We start from the raw sequence: 20,653 nt of genomic DNA, 5'->3' as shown, positions 1-20,653 counted from the left end.
ACTCGTTGAAAGCATGTCGTTAAAAGACGAACTAAGACAAGATCGACTACCCAATCATGTGGCCATTATAATGGATGGCAATGGACGTTGGGCAAAGAAAAGAGGGAATTCACGTGTTTTTGGTCATAAGCATGGGGTAACGGCGGTTCGGGAAGTCACTGAATCGGCAGCCGAGTTGGGTGTAGGATTCTTAACCCTTTATGCGTTTAGTACCGAAAACTGGGGACGCCCCAAGTCTGAAGTGGATGCTTTGATGAGCCTTTTAGTAAGCACCATTAGTGCCGAAACGGCCACCCTGATGAAAAATAACGTGAAGCTCAATGCGATTGGTTGCAAACAAGCCTTGCCCAAAGGGGTGCAGGCTAAACTAGCCGATTGTATTGAAAAAACAGCTTCCAACACTGGATTGACGCTGACCCTGGCGCTGAGCTATAGCTCGCGATGGGAAATCATAGAGGCCTTTAAAAAGGTGGCGGCTGATGTGCGTGATAATCAGCTGGCCGTAGACGATATCAATGCCGAATTAATATCGGGTTACATGGCAACAGCTGGCATACCCGATCCTGAGCTCATGATAAGAACAAGCGGTGAGCATCGAATAAGTAATTTTTTGCTTTGGCAGTTAGCATATTCTGAGCTATATTTCTGCGACGTTTTATGGCCCGATTTCAGGCGTGACGATTTTTATCGGGCTTTGCTTGATTTTCAGGGACGTGAGAGACGATTTGGAAAAACTGGCGAACAAATCAAAAAGTAATGGTGATAGTGCGGGATGGGGATATGAAGGGTAAGCAAGCCAAAAATGAACAAACTATTTAATTGCATGGAAGCTAATATGCGGAATAAAGTATTAATTGTTTTTCTATTTATATGTTCTGTTTTAAATATAAAAGGGCAAACAAGCGAAGTACCTAATATATCATATTCAGGAACCCCACGTAAATATATCATTGCGGATATAGAGGTGACGGGTGTGCAAAACCTGGATCCCAAAATATTAGTCAATATCAGTGGTTTAAAAGTGGGACAGCAGATTACGGTTCCCGGTGATGAGGTGTCGGAGGCCATCCGTCGGTACTGGCAGCACGGGCTCTTCTCCGATGCCAAAATCAAAGCCACCAAAATAGAAGGTCGCGAAATTTATCTGGAAATATACCTCAAAGAGCGTCCCCGCCTGTCGGAGATGTTCTTTACTGGCTTAAAGAAAAATGAGATTGAGACCGTAGAAGAGAAGGTGGCTATGATGCGGGGTTCACAGGTTACACCATTTATGGTGGACCGTGCCGAAAAGTATATTAAACGTCACTTTGTTGACAAGGGTTTTTATAATACCGAGGTTAGCATTGTGCAAAAAGACGATCCCTCGAAAGCCAATCACGTGATTCTGGAAATTAACGTGGATAAGAAGGACAAGGTGAAAGTCAGATCCTTAACCTTTGAAGGTAACACGGTGTTAAGCGATGCCAAGCTTAACCGAACCATGAAGAAAACGAACCAAAAAGGCAAGCTCCTTAATTTTTTCCGTACCAAGAAGTTTGTAGTGGAGAAATATGAGGAGGATTTGGCCGCAATTATTGCTAAATACAACGAGCTGGGTTATCGCGATGCACGCATTGTTTCTGAAGAGGTAAGCAAAAACCTTGATGATAACACAGTGGATGTGAAGCTGGTAATTGAAGAAGGTGATAAATATTATTTCGGTGATATCAGCTGGGTGGGTAACACTATCTATCCTTCTGAGTTTCTTGATTATAACTTACGCATTAAAAAAGGTGATATATTCAACCAGACCTACCTGGATGATCGCTTGATTAATGATGAGGATGCAGTACACAGCCATTACATGGACAATGGTTACCTATTCTCAAATATCACCCCTGTAGAAACAGGAGTACGTGGGGATACCATTGATATAGAGATGCGTATCTACGAAGGTCAGCAGGCTACCATTAATAATGTAATCATCCGTGGTAACACCAAAACGCACGAGCATGTTGTTCGTCGTGAGGTACGTACCAAGCCCGGACAGCTTTTTAGTAAGTCAGAATTGATTCGTACTGTGCGTGAACTAGCACAGCTAGGGCATTTCGATCCTGAAAATATCGTGCCTGATGTACAGCCTAATCCAGATAACGGTACCGTTGATCTTGTGTATCAGTTAGAAGAGAAGGCCAACGACCAGATTGAATTATCCGGCGGATGGGGTGCTGGTATGTTTGTAGGTTCATTGGGACTTAAGTTTACCAACTTTTCAATGCGTAACTTCTTCAACAAAGAAGCCTGGCGCCCACTTCCATCAGGTGACGGTCAGACTCTGGCGCTCCGTGCACAAACCAATGGTAAGTTCTATCAGTCTTACAGTCTGTCGTTTACAGAACCCTGGTTGGGAGGTAAAAAACCTAATTCGCTGAGTTTCTCCATTTATCACTCAATACAAACCGGAGTAAGTTCTCAATACTACGATCCGCGTTTCGGTTACGGTGGTGGTTATGGTGGCTACGGAGGTTACGGTGGCTACGGTGGTTATGGCGGATACGGAGGTTATGGTGGTTACGGTGGAGGATATGGTTATCAGGATCCGGACGACATTGACCAACATATGAAGATCACCGGAATCTCAGTGGGTTTTGGAAAACGACTTCGCTGGCCGGACGATTTCTTTTCGCTGTACACCGAGGTGAGTTACCAACGTTACGATATGCTCGACTGGAACTACTTCATTATGCAAAATGGAATTTCCAATAACCTTAACTTTAAAGTAATGTTAAGTAGGCGATCCATTGATAACCCGATATACACGCGTCAGGGAAGTGACTTTTCGGTCGGCCTCGAATTTACGCCACCCTGGTCGAGGTTCCAGGATGACAAAGATTGGGCGAGTGCCACTGAGGAAGAAAAATATCAACGCATCGAATATCACAAGTGGACTTTCAAAGGTGCCGTTTACAAACCTGTCGACCTGGCCAATAAGTTAGTAGTGATGGGAAAAATGGAAATGGGTTTCCTTGGTTACTATAATAAAGACCTGCAGTCTCCGTTTGAGAAGTTCGTCCTTGGGGGCGATGGCATGTCCGGCTTTAGTATGGCCGGTAGTGAGACTATAGGGTTGCGGGGGTATGAGAATTCATCACTCACCCCGATCACCAATGGATCGTATGATGGTAACATTTATAATAAGTTAACCATGGAAGTGCGGTACCCCTTGGCCTTGCAGCCTTCGGCCACCGTGTTTGCCCTTGCCTTCCTGGAGGCGGGTAATGCCTGGAGTCAACACGAAGATTATAACCCCTTCGAACTCAAGCGATCTGCCGGTGTGGGTCTGCGAATATTCCTGCCCATTTTTGGCTTGATGGGAATCGATTGGGGGTATGGTTTTGACGACAGTTTCTACCGGGATAATGCCGGGGGAAGTCAGTTCCATTTTGTTATCGGTCAAAGCTTTTAATAATCAGGCCTATGTGAGTTTGGTTTAGTTATTGTAGGTATTGGCATACTAAAAAGTGAGCTATGAGAAATATTGTATTATTATCATTATTGTTTATTGGGCAAATTAGCTTTGCCCAGAAGTATGCATTTGTCGACTCGGAATATATCCTGCGTAACGTGCCGGCTTATGAGGCTGCCAATGAGCAGCTTTCCCAACTCTCATCCAAGTGGCAGGGTGAAGTAGAGCAACGTTTCGAAGAAATTGCTCAGCTCTATAAGAATTATCAGGCCGAAAATGTGTTTTTATCCAATGAGATGAAAACTAAGCGTGAGAATGAGATTGTGGCTAAAGAGAAAGAAGCCAAGCAATTACAACAAAACTACTTTGGGCAAAATGGCGAGCTCTTCAAGCGGCGCGAAGCCCTTATTAAGCCTATTCAGGACGAGATATTTAACGCTATTTCCGATATTGCATCCGAAAATAATATTGCCGCCGTGTTCGATAAGGCATCAGGCATGGGTATTATGTTTGTCGATAGCAAGTATGATATCAGCGATGATGTATTGATTGAATTAGGATACAAAAGCGAATAACTAAACACAGAAATATGAAGATTTATTATCCACTGGTTGTGTTCCTCTTGGTAACAGTAGGTGCCCTGCAGGCACAGCAACCAATGAAATTTGGCCATATAAATACTGCTGAGATTCTCCAGGCAATGCCTGAGCTTAAGGCTGTTGAGACACAGATGGAGGCCGAATTTGAAGCGAAAGAAGGTCAGCTCATGAGTATGCAGGAAGAGCTGAAGAACAGGCAAACAGCCTATCAGCAAACTGCTGAGGGTTTGTCAGCTGCCGAGCGTAGTACTAAGGAGCAGGAACTGATGGAGTTAAATCAGAAAGTGCAAAACTTCTACATGCTCTCACAACAGCAAATTCAAGCCAAGCAGAATGAGCTGCAGGCGCCTATCATACAAAAGTTAAAAGCCGCTATTCAGGAAGTGGGTGACGAACAAGGATTTTTGTATATATTTGAAACCACAAGTCGTTTACCTGTGTACATGTCGGAGAAGAGCATTGATGTGGCACCATTGGTAAAGGCCAAATTAGGAATTCAATAATAACGATTAAAAAGCATTACAGATATGAAACTGATTAAACTAATAGTGATTGTGGTTGCCGTAGCTTTCGCAGGGAAAGTTGAGGCGCAGGAATTGAAATTCGGACATGTTAATATTCAGGAGCTAGTGCAGCAGTTGCCCGATAAGGTAGCGGCCGATAAGCAGTTACAGGCTGAAGCCACTAAGTTGCAAGAGCAATTGCAGGTGATGCAGAAGGATTTACAGGCTAAATACAGCGACTACATGACTTCGCGTGATACTTTACCTGATTTGATCCGTGCCACCAAAGAAAAGGAAATTCAGGACTATGAGCAGCGCATGCAGCAATACAGCCAAATGGCGCAGCAGACATTGGGTCAGAAAGAAGGTCAGCTCTTGCAACCCATCATCACCAAGGTGCAAAAGGCCATTGATGAAGTGGGACAGGAGAACGGTCTGATTTACATTTTTGATATTAGCACTCAGGTAGTGGTTTACCACTCCAATAAGAGCATTGATTGTGCTCCTTTAGTTAAAGCTAAGTTGGGCGTTCAGTAAGTCCATCTAACAATATCTTTTCAGCGGGTGACTATTTTAAGTCACCCGTTTTTGTATCTTTAATCCTCATTTAATAGCCTTATGAATAAGCCCGGACCCATAGCTATCTTCGATTCTGGTTACGGCGGTTTAACCGTCTTAAATAAGGTCAGGCAGCACCTGCCCCAATATGATTATCTGTACTTGGGAGATAATGCACGTACACCTTATGGTACCCGTTCCTTCGAGGTGGTGTATGAATATACGCTTCAAGCTGTTCAAAAGCTCTTTAGTATGGGTGCCCACCTGGTTATTCTGGCTTGCAATACGGCATCGGCCAAGGCATTGCGCAATATTCAGCAAAAGGATCTTCCCGGGATGGATCCGCAGCGGCGTGTATTGGGTGTGATACGCCCCAGTGTAGAGGCCATTGCCGGCTACAGCCGAAGTAAGCATGTGGGGGTGTTGGGTACTGTGGGGACTGTACAAAGCGAGAGTTACCCCATTGAAATTAAAAAGATATTTCCTGAAGTGCAGGTCACCCAGGAGGCCTGTCCTATGTGGGTGCCGTTGGTGGAGAACAATGAGTTTGATAAGGCAGGTGCTGATTATTTTGTGGAGCAGCATGTGCGGCAGTTGATGGCTCATGATCCGCAAATAGATGCCATTATTTTGGGGTGTACCCATTATCCCCTACTTAGCCGTAAGATTAAGGGATTTCTTCCCGAAAATGTGCGTTTAATTGAGCAGGGCGATATTGTAGGGCACAGTCTGAAGGACTATCTGAAACGACACCCCGAAATGGAAAGTAAATGCTCAAAGGGAGGGCGGGTTCAGTTTTATACCACTGAGCAGGTGGCTAAATTCAAGCAAACGGCCGGCCTCTTTTTTGATGGCATGCTCAATGTTGAGCATCTGGCTTTGTAATAATGAGCTATCAGCCATTGTTTAACAGCTGATAGCTTTGGGGTTTATTTGTTTTCTTCATTTTCTTCCTTAAACCACCCGGCATACATCAGGTAGTTATTGGCAATCTTTTGAACCATCTCGCGCGATTGCTCGGGTTCAATATCTTTCACCTTCTTAGCGGGTACTCCCGCATAAATGCTGTTGGGTTCAACAATGGTGCCGGTTAGTACCAGGGAGTTGGCGGCAATTATGGAGTTGCTGCCAATAACCGCATGGTCGAGTACTGTAGCACCGATGCCAATCAGTACGTTGTCCTCGATTTTGGCGCCGTGGATCGTTACATTATGACCGATGGACACATTATCGCCAATCTCCACCACCGACTTCTGATAGAGCGTGTGCAATACGGAACCGTCCTGTATATTCACCTTGTTGCCAATACGGATGGAGTTAACATCGCCGCGCAGCACGGCATTAAACCAAATACTGCAATCGTTACCGATCTCTACATCGCCTATAATGGTGGCATTCTCTGCCAGGTAGGCATTCTCTCCTATTTTGGGCGTAAAGCCTCTTACTGTTTTTATTAGTGCCATAACTTATAAGTCTTTTATCTTCTGCCAACAAAAATAGCATCAACTTTTCAAATTATGACTTTTGCCGGCGGATAATGTAAGGCTTAATTCGATGATTTAAAATTTTGTAAATATGTTTAAGAAATGTGTTGTATAACACACCCTGTAAAAGGCTTAAACATGATAAATATCAACTATAAGGCATGCCCATATCTCTACCTTTACCTTCACAATGACGAGGAAATTAATGTGAATCGATAGCGTATTTTACATTGATTTCCTTTTTATTGATGTGCAAACTGTTTTTTATTATATGATTATAAATCAGAACCTTATCAATTATGGGTAAAAGGTCAAAAGTTATTGAAAGAGATGAAGTTGTTGTCAGGTTTTCAGGTGACTCTGGTGACGGGATGCAGTTAACCGGGACTTTATTTTCTTACACTTCAGCAATCTTCGGAAACGACATCTCTACGTTTCCGGATTATCCCTCTGAAATACGTGCACCGCAGGGTACCATCAGTGGTGTGTCGGGTTTTCAGGTTCACTTTGGACATACTGAAGTGTTTACGCCGGGCGACTACTGCGATGTGCTGGTGGCGATGAATCCGGCCGCATTAAAAGCCAATGCCAAATGGATGAAGCCCGGGGGTACCGTGGTGTTGGATGTGGATAGTTGTGATGATAAAAACCTGCGCAAGGCGGGTTATGAAACCGATGATCCGATTGTTGAAAGCAAACTTAGTAGCTATAATATTGTAAAGGCACCCATAACCACGCTTACCAAGGAGAGCTTGAAAGATATGGGACTGGATAATAAGAGTATTCTTCGTAGCAAGAATATGTACGCTTTGGGGCTTGTGTATTGGTTATTTGATCGTCCCCTGGATCACACCAAAGAATATATAAAGAAGAAATTTGCCAAGAAACAGCTGGTGGTAGATGCCAACATAAAAGTGCTTGAGGATGGTTATAATTATGGCAATATTATACAAGCCATGACTCCCTCGTACCATATTAGTCCTGCTGAAATTAAAAAGGGGCGCTACCGTAATTTAAGTGGTAACGTGGCCACTGCATGGGGACTTTTGGCTGCTGCTGAAAAGAGTGGCCTGGAGTTATTCCTGGGTTCTTATCCCATTACCCCGGCTACCGAAATATTGCAGGAGCTGAGTGCCCGCAAAGATCTTGGTGTTAAGGTTTTTCAGGCAGAGGATGAGATTGCCGGTATTTGTACTTCAATAGGAGCCAGCTTTGCCGGTAACCTGGCCGTTACCACCACTTCAGGTCCGGGTTTGGCCTTGAAGGGTGAGGCCATCGGTCTGGCTGTGATTGCAGAGTTGCCGCTCGTGATTGTGAATGTGCAACGGGGGGGGCCGTCAACAGGGCTGCCTACTAAAACCGAACAGTCGGATTTGATGCAGGCGCTGTATGGCCGCAATGGCGAGAGTCCTGCTATTGTGGTGGCTGCCAGTTCGCCCATCAACTGTTTTGATTATGCTTTTTATGCTGCTAAGCTGGCGGTGGAGCATATGACTCCGGTGATTCTGCTTACCGACGGTTTCCTTGCCAATGGTACGCAACCCTGGCGACTACCCGATATGGACGAATGGCCTGTCATTAACGTGCCTAAAGCCGATGTGAATGATAAAGACTGGCACCCTTATAAGCGCGATATAGAGAAGTTATCGCGTTACTGGGCAACACCGGGTACTCCCGGACTGGAGCACCGTATTGGAGGCCTGGAGAAGAATGAACACTCAGGCGCTGTATCGCACGATGCTATGAACCACCAGCGCATGGTGGAGATACGTGAGGATAAAGTACAGCGGGTAGCGAATGTGATACCCGAACTGGAGTTGCTTGGCGATGAAGCAGCCGATACCCTGGTGGTAGGTTGGGGCGGAACCTTTGGTCATTTATTTACAGCTGTGGATGAGATGATTACCGAAGGACATAAGATAGCCCTGGCACACTTCAACTACATTAAACCCTTGCCACGTAACACCCACGAGCTATTGAAGCGTTACAAAAAGATTGTAGTGTGTGAGCTGAATATGGGACAGTTTGCTGATTACCTGACTATGAATTTCCCGGATATTCAAACACAGCGCTTTAACAAAGTACAGGGACAACCCTTTACGGTTGTAGAATTGAAAGAACACTTTAAAACATTGCTGGAGGAATAAATGATGGCTGAAAATTGTCAAATGAAATTTACAGATTTTAAAAGTGACCAAAGTGTAAAATGGTGCCCCGGATGTGGCGACCATGCCATTCTTAACTCCGTGCAGAAAGCCATGGCTTCTTTGGGCTATAAAAAGGAAGAAGTAGCTGTTATATCCGGTATCGGCTGTTCGTCACGTTTTCCTTACTACATGGAGACCTACGGTTTTCATACCATCCACGGACGGGGCCTTGCTGTGGCATCGGGCGTTAAGGTGGCAAACCCCAGGTTACAAGTGTGGCAGATAACGGGTGATGGTGATGCCCTGGCCATTGGAGGTAACCACTTCATACATGGTATACGCCGCAATATCGACCTGAATGTAATATTGTTTAACAATCAGATTTATGGTTTAACTAAAGGACAGTATTCACCTACCTCGAAGCGTGGTTTTATTTCTAAAACATCACCTTTCGGAACGGTTGAATCACCATTCCGACCAGCTGAATTGTGTATCGGTGCCCGTGGACATTTCTTTGCCCGCTGTATTGATACTGACATTAAACATTCGGTTGGCGTATTGGAAGAGGCCGCTCTGCACAAAGGAACATCCATTGTTGAGATGTTGCAAAACTGTGTGATATACAACGATAAAACACATAATGCAATTACCGATAAAGCACACTCGCAGGATCGTACCATCAAGCTGGAGCATGGCAAGCCCATGTTGTTTGGTAAAGAACGCAACAAAGGCCTGGTGTTGGATGGCTTACAACTTAAGGTAGTGACGCTGGGTGAAAATGGTGTTACAGAGAGCGATATATTAGTGCACGATGCGCATTGCGAGGATATTTCCATGCATTTGAAGCTGGCCGATATGGAGTATCCTGATTATCCTGTAGCACTAGGTGTTATTCGCTCTGTGAAGGCTCCGGTATATGATCAGTGTGTAGAAGAGCAGCTGGCTGCCGTGCAGGAGAAAGCAAATATTAAGTCCTTCAATGACCTGATTAATGCAGGTGATGTGTGGGATGTAAAATAATTATTTATTGAGTAAGCACAAGAAAAGGCCGTTTCCCGAGTGATTGGGAAGCGGCCTTTTAAGTGCAATAAACGCGCCGAAATACATACAATTCCTTATTTGAAATTCATCAATTTCTCAGTTTCCTGATTTATGCTTAGACCTAACTTTTGTGTATGGTTCGTCTTGCCAGATTAGGGTTTGCTCAGCAAGGTATCGGTGAAATGTTCCAGCATATCTTTCACCTCGTGGTAATTATTATTTGTTATGCTTACATCGGTTAAGCGGGGTAGGTGAATGGCAAAGTAACTGTGACTATTGGCCATTTCAAACAGGTTGCTTGCCAGTGCCCGCGGATAGGGGAACCCGGGATTAATCTCGGTAATTACACCGGCTACCTTTTCACACAGCTTTTTGTAGTTGGAGAAAAAGCCTTCTGTATTTTCCTTATCCACCAGTTTAGTGTAATATGCCTTGGTGCCTTCAGCAATGATTACACGGTGTAATACGCTTTCATTCACATAGTCAATGGCCGGATTTTCTTTGTGGGCAAATACCAGGGTGCTGATGATAATATTTAATCGCTCTTTGGCTGATTCGATGTTTTTCGTATTGATATCGATTAAATAGCTAACCCACTCCCAATACCACGATACTAAGTAGAGCAGCAGCAGATGTTTATTCTCAAAATAACGGTACACCGAAGCTTCGGTGGAGCCCATCTCACTCGCCAGCTTTTTAAAGTTAAAAGCTTCAAAACCAATTTTATCAATCAGTAAAATGCTATGCTTAATAATTTTCTGACCAAGGGCAGTCTCCTGAGGATCACGCAGGTATAGCTTGGGGTTCAAGCTAATTTTAATTCCTATCGGCATAATGGTAAAACTTTATAGCAACAAAATTACAACTTTTCATTAACCCGACTTTGTCTTTAGCATCAAAGTATAACTTTTATTTCTGATAGCATAATCTGGTGTTATTTTGCTACTTCCTTTGTGCAGTATATAGCAAATAAGTACAGTGAGCATATTTGGCCATTGATTATCTCTTAATCTATGCCATGTTTCTTTTTGCTTATAGCTTGCTTGTGTTTGTTGTAAAATGAAAGTACAATCAGGTAATCGGCATTAAATTATCACCAGGCACAAGAAAAATGTAAATTCATGTTTGGAATTTTAAAATTTTATTTCAAATATTTGTGTCACACAATTGCAGAATATGAATTTGACTTTAGTACATAAAGGCTGGTGGCATCATACTTATCTTTCCTATGAGAGTTAAGGGCAACCGTCGTATATGTAAATGATATTTACAAAAGGCTTACCGAAACTCTCGGTAAGCCTTTTTTTATTTCGTAAATTAAGCGTAGCATGGATACAATAAGGATTAATAGCATTGCAACTCCCATACCGGCAAAGGTAGCGGATGTCACTACACCCGTGAGTCTGTACCTAAAGCTAAGAGATACCTATCCGAATACTATTTTGTTGGAGAGTAGTGATTATCATGGAAATAGTAATTCCTTGTCGTTTATCTGCTTTAAGCCCCTTTACGAATTTATTGCCGATGGGGGGCAGGTACTACAGGGGGAAGCTCATAAAGAGTTGCAGCCCGTAGCAATTTGTGATAAGAACAATGTTCCGGCACTTTTGGATGCTTTCATCAAGCGCTTTGAAGTGGTGCACAGTGACTGTCCCATCAAGGTCAATGGTTTATTTGGTTATTCTACCTTCGATGCGGTTCAGTACTTCGATACGCTTACCTTCGATGCCCGTAAGAAAGGGAAGCATTCCATTCCGGAATTGCGCTATACCTTCTACAAATACATTGTTGCCTTTAATCATTTTACCAATCAAATGTTTCTGATTGAGAACTTGCATGAAGGAGAGGAGGCCGGCAGTAAGGCTTTTATTCAGAAGCTGTACAAGCGCAGTATTCCTGATTTCCGCTTTAAGGCATCGGGTGCCGAGCTGTCAAACCTTACGGATGAGCAGTATAAGGCCATGGTGAGCAAGGGTAAGGAGCATTGCTTTCGGGGCGATGTTTTTCAGGTGGTGCTGTCGCGTCAGTATCGCCAACAATTTGAGGGCGATGAGTTTAATGTGTATCGTGCTTTGCGTAATATCAACCCATCACCTTACCTCTTTTACTTCGATTACGGCAGTTATAAAATATTTGGTTCATCACCCGAAGCGCAGCTGGTTATTGACAGACAGACCGCCACCATTAATCCCATTGCGGGTACTTTTAAACGCACGGGCGATGATGCTAAAGACCAGGCGCTTGCTCTTCAGTTGAGTAAAGATGAAAAGGAGAATGCCGAACATGTAATGCTAGTTGATCTGGCACGTAACGATCTCAGTCGCAATTGCGATAGGGTGGAGGTAAATACCTATAAAGAGGTGCAGTTCTACTCCCATGTGATTCATCTGGTATCGAAAGTAAGTGGGCGATTAAAGGAAGGAGCCACCGCAGCCCGCGTGATGGCCGATACTTTTCCCGCCGGTACCCTCTCCGGGGCTCCAAAATACAAAGCGATGCAGTTGATCGATAGTATAGAGAACCAGAATCGCGGTTACTATGGCGGATGTATCGGTAATATTGGCTTCGATGGCTCTTTCAACCAAGCCATTATGATACGATCTTTTTTGAGTAAGCACAATACACTTTTTTATCAGGCAGGTGCAGGTGTGGTAAGTGAGTCAAAAGAAGAAAATGAATTGCAGGAGGTCAATAATAAGCTGGGTGCCCTGAAGAAGGCTATTCAGCTAGCCGAAGAGTTTTAAAGCTAGTCAGTAGTGATTCGTCAGTTGATGAAGAGTGAAAAAAAGGTGCCCTTTATACAAGTAAATAACCAAGCTGAAAATAGCCATTAGCTATTAGTCAGCAGCTAGAAGCAAAAGAAAATGAAAATTCTTGTTTTAGATAATTACGATTCATTTACCTATAACCTTGTGCATTATGTCGAGGAGATAATGGATGAGAAGGTAGATGTATATCGCAACGATGCCATCAGCCTTGCTGAGGTGGCTCAATACGATAAGATATTGTTGTCGCCCGGCCCGGGCGTACCTGACGAGGCCGGTGTGCTAAAAGACTTGATAGCTACCTATGCTGACAGCAAAAGTATCCTGGGAGTCTGTTTGGGCTGTCAGGCCATTGCAGAGGTGTTTGGCGGCAGTATTCGCAACCTCAATAAGGTGTATCACGGGGTGGCCACTCCGGTGAGTATCATCAGATCAGATGATTATATTTTTCAGGGACTACCGAAGTCCTTTCAGGCGGGTCGTTACCACAGCTGGGTGGTTAATGAAGATGATTTGCCCGATTCGCTGTTGGTTACCGCCAAAGAAGAAGAGGGGCAGGTGATGGCATTGATGCACAAAACATACGATGTACATGGGGTGCAGTTTCATCCCGAGTCGGTTTTGACAGCGCATGGTAAGCAGATGATTCGTAACTGGTTGAAGCATGATGCCAAAGCTGTTAAGTAAGAATAATCATCGGTTGTAGGCATGCGACCTTAAGAAATTAGTGTTACATCTGACCAAGGAAAAATAAATTAGAACAGATGGAACGAGCCATGATTTAATGTTTCTCACACAGGAGGATGATTATTCCCTGGCGAGTTCCCCATGGCAAGTGAAATAAAATATAATCATATGAATATTACCTCCATACTCCAACAACTGGTCAACCACAAAACACTCTCGCGTCAGCAGGCTCGTGAGGCCTTAATTAATATAGCACGCGAACGCTATAACAACGCTGAGGTAGTGGCCTTTTTAACCGTTTTTATGATGCGCCCTGTCACGGTTGATGAGCTGTCGGGCTTTCGCGATGCCCTGCTGGATCTTTGCTTGTGTATTAGTTTGGACGCTGATAAGACCATTGACATGTGTGGTACGGGAGGCGATGGGAAAAACACTTTTAACATTTCCACCCTTTCGTCGCTAGTGGTAGCCGGCGCAGGAGCCAAGGTAGCCAAGCATGGTAATTACAGTGTATCATCCTCGTGTGGCTCATCCAATGTAATGGAATATTTGGGCTATCGCTTTACCAACGATGAGGATGTCCTGAGAGAACAGCTAAGGGAAAGCAACATCTGTTTTTTGCACGCTCCTTTGTTTCATCCGGCCATGAAAACAGTGGCGCCCATCCGCAAGTCGCTGGGCTTAAAAACTTTTTTTAATATGCTGGGCCCCTTGGTTAACCCTGCTTTTCCAACGCATCAGTTGGTGGGTGTTTTTAGCCTGGAGTTGTCAAGGGTGTATCAGTATATTTATCAGCAAACCAGCACGCAGTTTAGTATTGTGCATGCTCTGGACGGCTATGATGAAGTGTCGCTTACAGGTGATTTTAAGGTGACAGGCAATGGAGGAGAGCAGGTGTTCACCCCGGCCGATTTTGGTATGAAGCAGATTCAGCCCAATGATATATTTGGTGGTGATACGGTGGCTCAGGCAGCTGAAATTTTCATCAAGGTATTGGAAGGAGAAGGAAGCGAGGCACAGAATAATGTGGTGATTGCCAATGCAGGACTGGCATTGAATTGTTATTATCCCGAGCGGGAACTAAATGAAAATATTGACGCAGCGCGACAATCCTTGCTGGGTGGCAAGGCCGCAGAGGTGATGAGCCGGCTTTTAAGTATTCAGTAAGCGTGCGCATAAGACACAAACACATTCTATGAATATTCTGGATAATATAGTAGCGTATAAAAAGGCAATGCTCGAAAAGGCCTGCGCTGAAACACCGATTGAGCAGCTGATGGATGAACCGTTCTATAACTCAACGGGACCCTCTCTGCGAAAAGCCCTCCTTGACCCCCAAAAATCGGGCATCATAACAGAGTTTAAGCGCCAATCGCCATCCAAAGGTATCATTAACGCTACGGCTCAGGTCGAGAAGGTGGCAAAGGGCTATGAGCAGGCCGGCGCGTCGGCTCTTAGTGTTCTTACGGATGATAAGTTTTTTGGTGGCTGTAACAAGGATTTGGTGCAGGCCAGGCACGTGACCACCCTGCCCATTTTACGTAAAGATTTTATAATTGATACCTATCAGGTGTATGAGGCCAAAGCCATTGGCGCCAGCGCTATTCTGCTGATTGCTGCCATACTCGATATTAACCAGGCCAAAGAGCTGGGTGCACTGGCCAATTACCTGGGAATGGAAGTGCTGATGGAATTACATGCTCCCGATGAGATAGATCGATTAAATCCTTACGTAGATGTGGTGGGCATTAATAATCGTAATCTAAAAACTTTTGAAGTAAACCTGGAGCAGAGTATTACGCTGGCTGCTGCCCTGCCGCCCGGGATGCTTAAGATATCGGAGAGTGGTATTCATGATCCACAGGATGCACTGATGTTGCGGAAAAGTGGTTTCGATGGCTTCTTGATAGGGGAAAATTTTATGAAAACAGCCGACCCGGCACAGGCCTTTGCTCGCTTTGCAAAAGCCTTGAAGGCCGGGGCTCATGTGTAAATTTAATAGATCAGTTACGATGAATGGTGTACCCGAGATAAAAGTATGTGGCTTGCGTCAAGGTGCTAATATTGAACAGGTGATGGCCTTGCAGCCCGATTATCTGGGCTTTATCTTCTATCGGCATTCACCTCGTTTTGTGACAGAGGTCCCTGTGCTGCCGCAGGATGTTTCGATTCGCAGAGTGGGGGTATTCGTCAATGCCGGCGAGCAGGAAATTGATCGGCAGAGGGTGCGCTTTGGCCTCGATCTGCTGCAGCTGCACGGCTCAGAATCGCCTGAACTATGCCACTTGCTAAGGCAGTCGGGAGCACAGGTGATGAAGGCCTTTCAGGTGGATGAGTGCTTTGATTTTCATCAGACCTTGCCTTATCAGGACTGTTGTGATTTTTTTCTGTTCGACACGGCTACAAGAGGCTATGGAGGTAGCGGCAGGAAATTTAGCTGGCAATTGCTGGAAAAGTATAATAATGACCGGCCGGTGTTTTTAAGTGGAGGCATAGGTCCCAACGATGTGCAGGCCATAAGACAAATACAGGGGCTTAATTTAAAAGCCATTGATGTGAATAGTCAGTTTGAGATAAAACCCGGCTTGAAAGATATTGATAAGCTTGCAAAATTTATTGCGGCGCTGCGAGGGGAAAAGTAATTTAAGAAATTGAGTAATGAGTGGTAAAAGAAATTATCAGGTAGATGATAAGGGGATGTACGGGCGTTTTGGCGGTGCTTTTATACCCGAGATGCTACATCCTAATATAGAGCGTTTAGCCGCTGTGTATAAAGATATTATTGATTCTCCGGCTTTCCGTCAGGAATATAAGATGCTGTTGCAGGACTATGTGGGTCGGCCTTCGCCACTCTATTTCGCCGGACGCTTATCGGCCAAATATAAGACCAATGTGTATCTCAAACGGGAGGATTTGAACCATACGGGTGCCCATAAAATCAATAACACGGTGGGGCAGATACTCATTGCCCGCCAAATGGGTAAGACACGTATCATTGCCGAGACGGGAGCCGGTCAGCATGGCGTGGCAACTGCTACCGCCTGCGCGCTTATGGGGCTTCAGTGCGTTGTGTACATGGGTGAAGTGGACATCAAACGGCAGGCACCCAATGTAGCCCGCATGAAGATGCTGGGGGCGGAAGTGAAAGCTGCCACATCGGGTAGTCGTACCCTAAAGGATGCCACCAATGAGGCCTTGCGCGACTGGATATGCAACCCCGACGACACTTTTTACCTCATTGGTTCCGTGGTGGGGCCACATCCATACCCTGATATGGTGGCACGTCTTCAGGCCATTATCAGTGAGGAGATAAAGCAGCAAATCAAGCAAAAGACCGATAGGGAGCACCCCGACTATGTCATTGCCTGTGTGGGGGGCGGAAGCAACGCCGCGGGTTCCTTCTATCACTTTTTAGATGACGAAAGAGTAAAACTGATTGCCGTGGAGGCTGCCGGGCAGGGTGTTAAAACCGACCATACAGCGGCTTCAATAGCGCTGGGTGATAAAGGCATTATCCATGGTAGCATGACCTACTTGATGCAGAGCGATGACGGGCAGATTACCGAGCCCTACTCCATCTCGGCGGGTCTTGACTATCCGGGTATCGGGCCGCAGCATGCGCATCTGTTCGATACCGGAAGAGCGAGTTTTATGGCAGCTACCGATCAGGAGGCGCTGACAGCCGCATTGCAGTGTACCCGTTTGGAAGGTATCATACCCGCACTGGAGTCGGCTCATGCATTGGCCGCCCTGGAGAAGATGACATTTGCTCCTGACGATGCTGTGGTCATCACCCTTTCAGGGAGGGGCGATAAAGACATGGATACCTATATGAAGCAATTTGAATTATAAACGAAATCGTGCTCCTGGAGCCGCTTACGATATGAATAGATTACAAGCACTTTTTAGCAGCAAGAAAGACATCTGCTCGGTTTACTTTACTGCGGGCTATCCGCAGCTTAATGACACGCTGCCGGTGTTGCGGGCGCTGGAGAATGCCGGTGTGGATTTGGTGGAGCTGGGTATGCCTTTTTCCGACCCTCTGGCCGATGGACCAACCATACAGGCAAGCAGCGAGCAGGCACTGGATAACGGGATGAGCCTGAAGGTGTTATTCGGGCAAATTAAGGATCTCCGGCCAAGCATCAGTATGCCTGTTGTATTAATGGGTTACTTTAATCCGGTTTATAAATACGGGGTGGAGGCATTCATTAATAGCTGCAAAGAAGTGGGTGTGGACGGGCTGATTATTCCAGATCTTCCCTTCGATGAGTACCGCAGTAAGTATCAGGCTATGTTTGAAGCCGCCGGCATTGTCAATATCTTTTTAATAACGCCTCAAACATCCGACGAGCGCATTGCACAGATAGATACTCATAGCAAAGGCTTTATCTATCAGGTATCATCGTCGTCAGTTACGGGTGCCAAAGCAGACGTGGAACAAACACAGCTCGATTATTTCCAACGAGTGGATGGTCTTCAGCTGAGCACACCCCGTCTCATTGGTTTTGGCATTAGTAATTCGGCCACTTTTGAAACGGCCTGTCGCTTTTCCTCAGGAGCCATCATCGGAAGTGCCTTTGTTAAGTTACTTACAGATTTCGGTGTTGACCCCGAGCGCATTAAAAAATTTATTGAAGATATTAGGGGAGGCGCAGCAAAGAATGTTTAAGATGCCTTGATGTTTTTTTCGATGATATCATCGCTGGCAAGCAGAAATGAATATATTTAAAACATGCGTCAGACACTTGTAGAGCGTTTAATTGGTTTTAAGGAAGGGTTCTCAGGGAAGATATTAACAAACAATCTTTTCGCAAGTGGCCTATTAACACGGAACTATCAAAGCTTACTACGAGTGGATGCAGTTGGCACCAAAGAAAATTATTTAGTAATTAAATACAGTACTTACATGAAAAGTGTATTAACAACATTAATGATTAGTATCATAAGCCTAACGGCATTTTCGCAGACACCCGATGATCGTGGATACATTGTGAAAGTTGGGCAGGAAGCACCTGATTTTGAGATGACCCTGACCGATGGCTCAACACTCCGCCTGTCGGATCTGCGGGGACATGTGGTGATGCTGCAATTCACCGCCAGTTGGTGCGGCGTGTGCCGTAAGGAGATGCCACATATCGAGAAAGAGATATGGCAGGCTTATAAAGGTAAGGGGCTTAAGGTGTTTGGTGTAGATCGTGACGAGCCCAGGGAGAAGGCACTGCAGATGATCGAAGCAACCGGTATTACCTATCCCATGGCCTTGGATGATAATGCCGATATTTTTGGATTATTTGCCGATAAGAAGTCCGGTGTCACCCGCAATGTGCTCATTGACAAAGCCGGCAAGATCATCTTTTTAACACGCCTGTTCAACGAGGATGAGTTTAAAGCGCTGGTGAAAAGGATTGGGGAGGAGGTGAACTAAGGTTTTCGACTATCGTCGAAGTCCGAAGTTCATGGTCCGAAGCCCGGAGTCCATATTTCATGTTTTAACATGGTAAATTATGGTGGTATGCATTTGAAACTAAACTGATATGAAAACATTTAGAGATTTACTAGTTTGGCAAAAGGCAATGGGCATTGTTACTGAGATTTATAATGAAACAAAGTCCTTTCCCGACGACGAAAAGTTCGGCCTGACAAATCAGTTGCGGAGAGCTTCAGTATCTATTCCCTCCAATATTGCGGAGGGGTATGGTAGAAATTCAGATGGTGATTTTTCAAGGTTTATCTCTATTGCGATAGGTTCAATTATGAAGTTCAAACGCAGCTGGAAATAGCTTTCAATATAGGTTATTTGGATGGGGACATTCTTGAGGGGCTAACTCTTAAACTAGAAGAGGTTGACAAAATGCTTAAAGGTTTAAAGTCAAAATTGAGATAATTATGCTTCAAAATATTAACGATTCTTCGGACTCCGGACTGCAGACTTCGGACGCGCAAAAAATCGTCATCATAAAATATAATGCCGGCAATATACGCTCGGTTGCCAACGCCTTGGCACGCCTGGGGTGTGAGGCTGAAATTACAGCAGACCCGATAAAGATCAGGGCAGCTGATAAGGTGATTTTTCCCGGTGTGGGTGAAGCCAGTAATACCATGGCTTACCTGCGCAGTACGGGGCTCGATGAGCTCATTGTCAGCCTGCGTCAGCCCGTATTGGGAATATGTTTGGGTATGCAGTTGATGTGCAGTCATTCGGAGGAAGGAGATGTGGCGTGTTTGAATATTTTTAATGAACGCGTGCGTAAGTTTCAGCTGCCTGAACCCAACCCGGATAATATAAAAATACCGAAGATGGGTTGGAACACCCTTACCAATGTGCAGAAACCACTGTTTGATTCCTCATTGGAAGGTGGTTATGTGTATTTTGTGCATAGCTACTATGTGGCTTTGGGCGAGCACACGGCGGCTACCAGTAATTATATTTTGCCCTATAGTGCGGCATTGCAGAAAGATAATTTTTTCGCCACACAGTTTCACCCCGAAAAGAGTGGTTCGGTGGGAGATCGTATACTCGCTAATTTTTTATCATTATAAATCACAAGCAAGCGTCCTGGCACAGTTGACAGGATAGCTGGATATAGTTTTTGTATGGGAAAGATTGATATTATACCAGCCATCGACATTATCGATGGTAAATGTGTGCGTTTGAGTCAGGGAGACTATGACAGGAAGAAAGTTTACAATGAGGATCCGCTGGAGGTAGCGCGTCAATTTGAGGATAGCGGTATCTCACGGCTTCACCTGGTGGATTTGGATGGTGCCCGTGCCGGACGCATCATCAACTATAAAGTACTGGAAAAGGTGGCCGGAAAGACCAATCTGGTCATAGATTTTGGGGGCGGCCTTAAAACATCCGACGATCTGCGTATTGCCTTTGAGTCGGGTGCACAAATGGTCACCGGAGGATCCATAGCGGTTAAAAATCCCGATGAATTTGAGAGCTGGCTTACGCAATATGGTCCCGATAAGATTATACTGGGTGCCGATGCCAAAGACAATAAGATTGCTGTTGGGGGATGGCTCGAGGAGACTGATCAGGAATTGATTCCTTTTATTGAGGCTTACCGTCAGAAGGGCGTTACGAAAGTAATTTGTACCGACATCAGTAAGGATGGGATGCTGCAGGGGCCTGCCATCGATTTGTATAAGACCTTGCTTACGGAAATGCCCAACTTGTACCTGGTAGCAAGTGGCGGTGTTAGCAGTATTGGCGATATTGAGGCACTGGCAGCGGCGGAAATACCGGCCGTTATTTTCGGAAAAGCTATTTACGAAGGAAAGATCAGCCTTAAGGATTTAGAGAAGTTTGTATTGTAGTTAGTAGAAACAAAAATGCTTTCTTCATTCTTTTGTAAAATATGGAGTTTGATAAACGCTAATACCAACTGACCACTATCTACTGCCTAACACCTAAT

At 44.9% G+C, this 20,653-nt stretch carries 20 protein-coding genes and 1 pseudogene; 19 read left to right on the top strand and 2 right to left on the bottom strand.

The features are described from left to right. Window positions 1-13 precede the first annotated feature (13 nt). The 6 genes from uppS to murI all read left to right on the top strand — a co-directional run bounded on the left by uppS (window position 14) and on the right by murI (window position 5,990). On the top strand, window positions 14-757 hold the full coding sequence (gene uppS / locus ACRD7A_RS08660) for an undecaprenyl pyrophosphate synthase (protein WP_430810680.1): 744 nt from the start codon (window positions 14-16) through the stop codon (window positions 755-757). A gap of 45 nt (window positions 758-802) precedes the next feature. Beyond that, a complete protein-coding gene (gene bamA / locus ACRD7A_RS08655) occupies window positions 803-3,445 on the top strand; it encodes an outer membrane protein assembly factor BamA (RefSeq protein ID WP_430810681.1) in 2,643 nt (880 codons plus the stop codon). A gap of 62 nt (window positions 3,446-3,507) precedes the next feature. Then, window positions 3,508-4,020 carry an OmpH/Skp family outer membrane protein gene (locus tag ACRD7A_RS08650; protein ID WP_430810682.1) on the top strand — a complete coding sequence of 171 codons (513 nt, stop codon included), beginning with the start codon at window positions 3,508-3,510 and terminating at the stop codon, window positions 4,018-4,020. A gap of 14 nt (window positions 4,021-4,034) precedes the next feature. Further along, window positions 4,035-4,547: an OmpH/Skp family outer membrane protein gene (locus ACRD7A_RS08645; protein WP_430810683.1), complete on the top strand. Its 513-nt coding sequence runs from the start codon at window positions 4,035-4,037 to the stop codon at window positions 4,545-4,547. Window positions 4,548-4,571: 24 nt separating this feature from the next. Then, on the top strand, window positions 4,572-5,084 hold the full coding sequence (locus tag ACRD7A_RS08640) for an OmpH/Skp family outer membrane protein (RefSeq protein ID WP_430810684.1): 513 nt from the start codon (window positions 4,572-4,574) through the stop codon (window positions 5,082-5,084). A gap of 81 nt (window positions 5,085-5,165) precedes the next feature. Beyond that, window positions 5,166-5,990 carry a glutamate racemase gene (gene murI / locus ACRD7A_RS08635; protein WP_430810685.1) on the top strand — a complete coding sequence of 275 codons (825 nt, stop codon included), beginning with the start codon at window positions 5,166-5,168 and terminating at the stop codon, window positions 5,988-5,990. A gap of 44 nt (window positions 5,991-6,034) precedes the next feature. Here the strand turns inward: murI and ACRD7A_RS08630 are convergent, their stop codons facing one another. After that, complete coding sequence (locus ACRD7A_RS08630) at window positions 6,035-6,568, bottom strand: gamma carbonic anhydrase family protein (RefSeq protein ID WP_430810686.1); 534 nt, start codon at window positions 6,566-6,568, stop codon at window positions 6,035-6,037. Between the two features lie 320 nt (window positions 6,569-6,888). On the opposite strand from ACRD7A_RS08630, the gene ACRD7A_RS08625 reads away from it, so the two are divergent. Next, a complete protein-coding gene (locus tag ACRD7A_RS08625) occupies window positions 6,889-8,736 on the top strand; it encodes a 2-oxoacid:acceptor oxidoreductase subunit alpha (RefSeq protein WP_430810687.1) in 1,848 nt (615 codons plus the stop codon). Window positions 8,737-8,757: 21 nt separating this feature from the next. After that, a complete protein-coding gene (locus tag ACRD7A_RS08620) occupies window positions 8,758-9,756 on the top strand; it encodes a 2-oxoacid:ferredoxin oxidoreductase subunit beta (RefSeq protein WP_430810688.1) in 999 nt (332 codons plus the stop codon). Between the two features lie 173 nt (window positions 9,757-9,929). On the opposite strand, the gene ACRD7A_RS08615 is transcribed toward ACRD7A_RS08620, so the two are convergent. Next, window positions 9,930-10,610: a TetR/AcrR family transcriptional regulator gene (locus ACRD7A_RS08615; RefSeq protein ID WP_430810689.1), complete on the bottom strand. Its 681-nt coding sequence runs from the start codon at window positions 10,608-10,610 to the stop codon at window positions 9,930-9,932. A gap of 495 nt (window positions 10,611-11,105) precedes the next feature. Here ACRD7A_RS08615 and ACRD7A_RS08610 point away from each other — a divergent pair, with 495 nt between their 5' ends. The 11 genes and pseudogenes from ACRD7A_RS08610 to hisA all read left to right on the top strand — a co-directional run bounded on the left by ACRD7A_RS08610 (window position 11,106) and on the right by hisA (window position 20,555). Beyond that, the gene (locus ACRD7A_RS08610; RefSeq protein WP_430810690.1) at window positions 11,106-12,521 is read left to right on the top strand and encodes an anthranilate synthase component I family protein; all 1,416 of its coding nucleotides are present in this window, start codon (window positions 11,106-11,108) and stop codon (window positions 12,519-12,521) included. A 120-nt stretch (window positions 12,522-12,641) separates the two neighbouring features. Next, window positions 12,642-13,229 (top strand): anthranilate synthase component II, encoded by a 588-nt coding sequence (locus tag ACRD7A_RS08605; RefSeq protein ID WP_430810691.1) that lies wholly within the window; start codon window positions 12,642-12,644, stop codon window positions 13,227-13,229. Between the two features lie 168 nt (window positions 13,230-13,397). Then, the gene (gene trpD / locus ACRD7A_RS08600) at window positions 13,398-14,396 is read left to right on the top strand and encodes an anthranilate phosphoribosyltransferase (protein ID WP_430810692.1); all 999 of its coding nucleotides are present in this window, start codon (window positions 13,398-13,400) and stop codon (window positions 14,394-14,396) included. 28 nt (window positions 14,397-14,424) lie between these two features. Continuing rightward, window positions 14,425-15,222, top strand: a complete 798-nt coding sequence (gene trpC / locus ACRD7A_RS08595; protein WP_430810693.1) for an indole-3-glycerol phosphate synthase TrpC — start codon at window positions 14,425-14,427, stop codon at window positions 15,220-15,222. Between the two features lie 19 nt (window positions 15,223-15,241). Beyond that, complete coding sequence (locus ACRD7A_RS08590; RefSeq protein WP_430810694.1) at window positions 15,242-15,871, top strand: phosphoribosylanthranilate isomerase; 630 nt, start codon at window positions 15,242-15,244, stop codon at window positions 15,869-15,871. Window positions 15,872-15,887: 16 nt separating this feature from the next. Beyond that, entirely contained in the window at window positions 15,888-17,081 is a 1,194-nt protein-coding gene (gene trpB, locus ACRD7A_RS08585; RefSeq protein ID WP_430810695.1) for a tryptophan synthase subunit beta, read from the top strand. A 31-nt stretch (window positions 17,082-17,112) separates the two neighbouring features. After that, entirely contained in the window at window positions 17,113-17,901 is a 789-nt protein-coding gene (gene trpA, locus ACRD7A_RS08580; protein WP_430810696.1) for a tryptophan synthase subunit alpha, read from the top strand. 63 nt (window positions 17,902-17,964) lie between these two features. Beyond that, window positions 17,965-18,657: a TlpA family protein disulfide reductase gene (locus tag ACRD7A_RS08575; protein ID WP_430810697.1), complete on the top strand. Its 693-nt coding sequence runs from the start codon at window positions 17,965-17,967 to the stop codon at window positions 18,655-18,657. A 109-nt stretch (window positions 18,658-18,766) separates the two neighbouring features. Beyond that, window positions 18,767-19,116: pseudogene (locus ACRD7A_RS08570) on the top strand (four helix bundle protein). Window positions 19,117-19,118: 2 nt separating this feature from the next. After that, window positions 19,119-19,772: an imidazole glycerol phosphate synthase subunit HisH gene (hisH, locus tag ACRD7A_RS08565; protein ID WP_430810698.1), complete on the top strand. Its 654-nt coding sequence runs from the start codon at window positions 19,119-19,121 to the stop codon at window positions 19,770-19,772. Window positions 19,773-19,826: 54 nt separating this feature from the next. Beyond that, the gene (hisA, locus tag ACRD7A_RS08560) at window positions 19,827-20,555 is read left to right on the top strand and encodes a 1-(5-phosphoribosyl)-5-[(5-phosphoribosylamino)methylideneamino]imidazole-4-carboxamide isomerase (protein WP_430810699.1); all 729 of its coding nucleotides are present in this window, start codon (window positions 19,827-19,829) and stop codon (window positions 20,553-20,555) included. Window positions 20,556-20,653: the final 98 nt, after the last annotated feature.

The organism is Carboxylicivirga longa, from assembly GCF_050589825.1.
Lineage (GTDB): Bacteria > Bacteroidota > Bacteroidia > Bacteroidales > Marinilabiliaceae > Carboxylicivirga > Carboxylicivirga longa.
This window is presented reverse-complemented; position numbering and strand designations above follow the sequence as displayed.

Excerpts from the sequence above, each read along its gene's own strand:
- trpB (WP_430810695.1), top strand. The coding sequence starts at position 15,888 with ATGAGTGGTAAAAGAAATTATCAGGTAGATGATAAGGGGATGTACGGG.
- ACRD7A_RS08650 (WP_430810682.1), top strand. The coding sequence starts at position 3,508 with ATGAGAAATATTGTATTATTATCATTATTGTTTATTGGGCAAATTAGC.
- ACRD7A_RS08640 (WP_430810684.1), top strand. The coding sequence starts at position 4,572 with ATGAAACTGATTAAACTAATAGTGATTGTGGTTGCCGTAGCTTTCGCA.
- ACRD7A_RS08605 (WP_430810691.1), top strand. The coding sequence starts at position 12,642 with ATGAAAATTCTTGTTTTAGATAATTACGATTCATTTACCTATAACCTT.
- ACRD7A_RS08575 (WP_430810697.1), top strand. The coding sequence starts at position 17,965 with ATGCGTCAGACACTTGTAGAGCGTTTAATTGGTTTTAAGGAAGGGTTC.
- murI (WP_430810685.1), top strand. The coding sequence starts at position 5,166 with ATGAATAAGCCCGGACCCATAGCTATCTTCGATTCTGGTTACGGCGGT.
- uppS (WP_430810680.1), top strand. The coding sequence starts at position 14 with ATGTCGTTAAAAGACGAACTAAGACAAGATCGACTACCCAATCATGTG.
- ACRD7A_RS08645 (WP_430810683.1), top strand. The coding sequence starts at position 4,035 with ATGAAGATTTATTATCCACTGGTTGTGTTCCTCTTGGTAACAGTAGGT.
- hisH (WP_430810698.1), top strand. The coding sequence starts at position 19,119 with ATGCTTCAAAATATTAACGATTCTTCGGACTCCGGACTGCAGACTTCG.
- hisA (WP_430810699.1), top strand. The coding sequence starts at position 19,827 with ATGGGAAAGATTGATATTATACCAGCCATCGACATTATCGATGGTAAA.
- ACRD7A_RS08625 (WP_430810687.1), top strand. The coding sequence starts at position 6,889 with ATGGGTAAAAGGTCAAAAGTTATTGAAAGAGATGAAGTTGTTGTCAGG.
- trpC (WP_430810693.1), top strand. The coding sequence starts at position 14,425 with ATGAATATTCTGGATAATATAGTAGCGTATAAAAAGGCAATGCTCGAA.
- ACRD7A_RS08610 (WP_430810690.1), top strand. The coding sequence starts at position 11,106 with ATGGATACAATAAGGATTAATAGCATTGCAACTCCCATACCGGCAAAG.
- ACRD7A_RS08620 (WP_430810688.1), top strand. The coding sequence starts at position 8,758 with ATGAAATTTACAGATTTTAAAAGTGACCAAAGTGTAAAATGGTGCCCC.
- trpD (WP_430810692.1), top strand. The coding sequence starts at position 13,398 with ATGAATATTACCTCCATACTCCAACAACTGGTCAACCACAAAACACTC.
- bamA (WP_430810681.1), top strand. The coding sequence starts at position 803 with ATGAACAAACTATTTAATTGCATGGAAGCTAATATGCGGAATAAAGTA.
- ACRD7A_RS08630 (WP_430810686.1), bottom strand. The coding sequence starts at position 6,568 with ATGGCACTAATAAAAACAGTAAGAGGCTTTACGCCCAAAATAGGAGAG.
- ACRD7A_RS08615 (WP_430810689.1), bottom strand. The coding sequence starts at position 10,610 with ATGCCGATAGGAATTAAAATTAGCTTGAACCCCAAGCTATACCTGCGT.
- trpA (WP_430810696.1), top strand. The coding sequence starts at position 17,113 with ATGAATAGATTACAAGCACTTTTTAGCAGCAAGAAAGACATCTGCTCG.
- ACRD7A_RS08590 (WP_430810694.1), top strand. The coding sequence starts at position 15,242 with ATGAATGGTGTACCCGAGATAAAAGTATGTGGCTTGCGTCAAGGTGCT.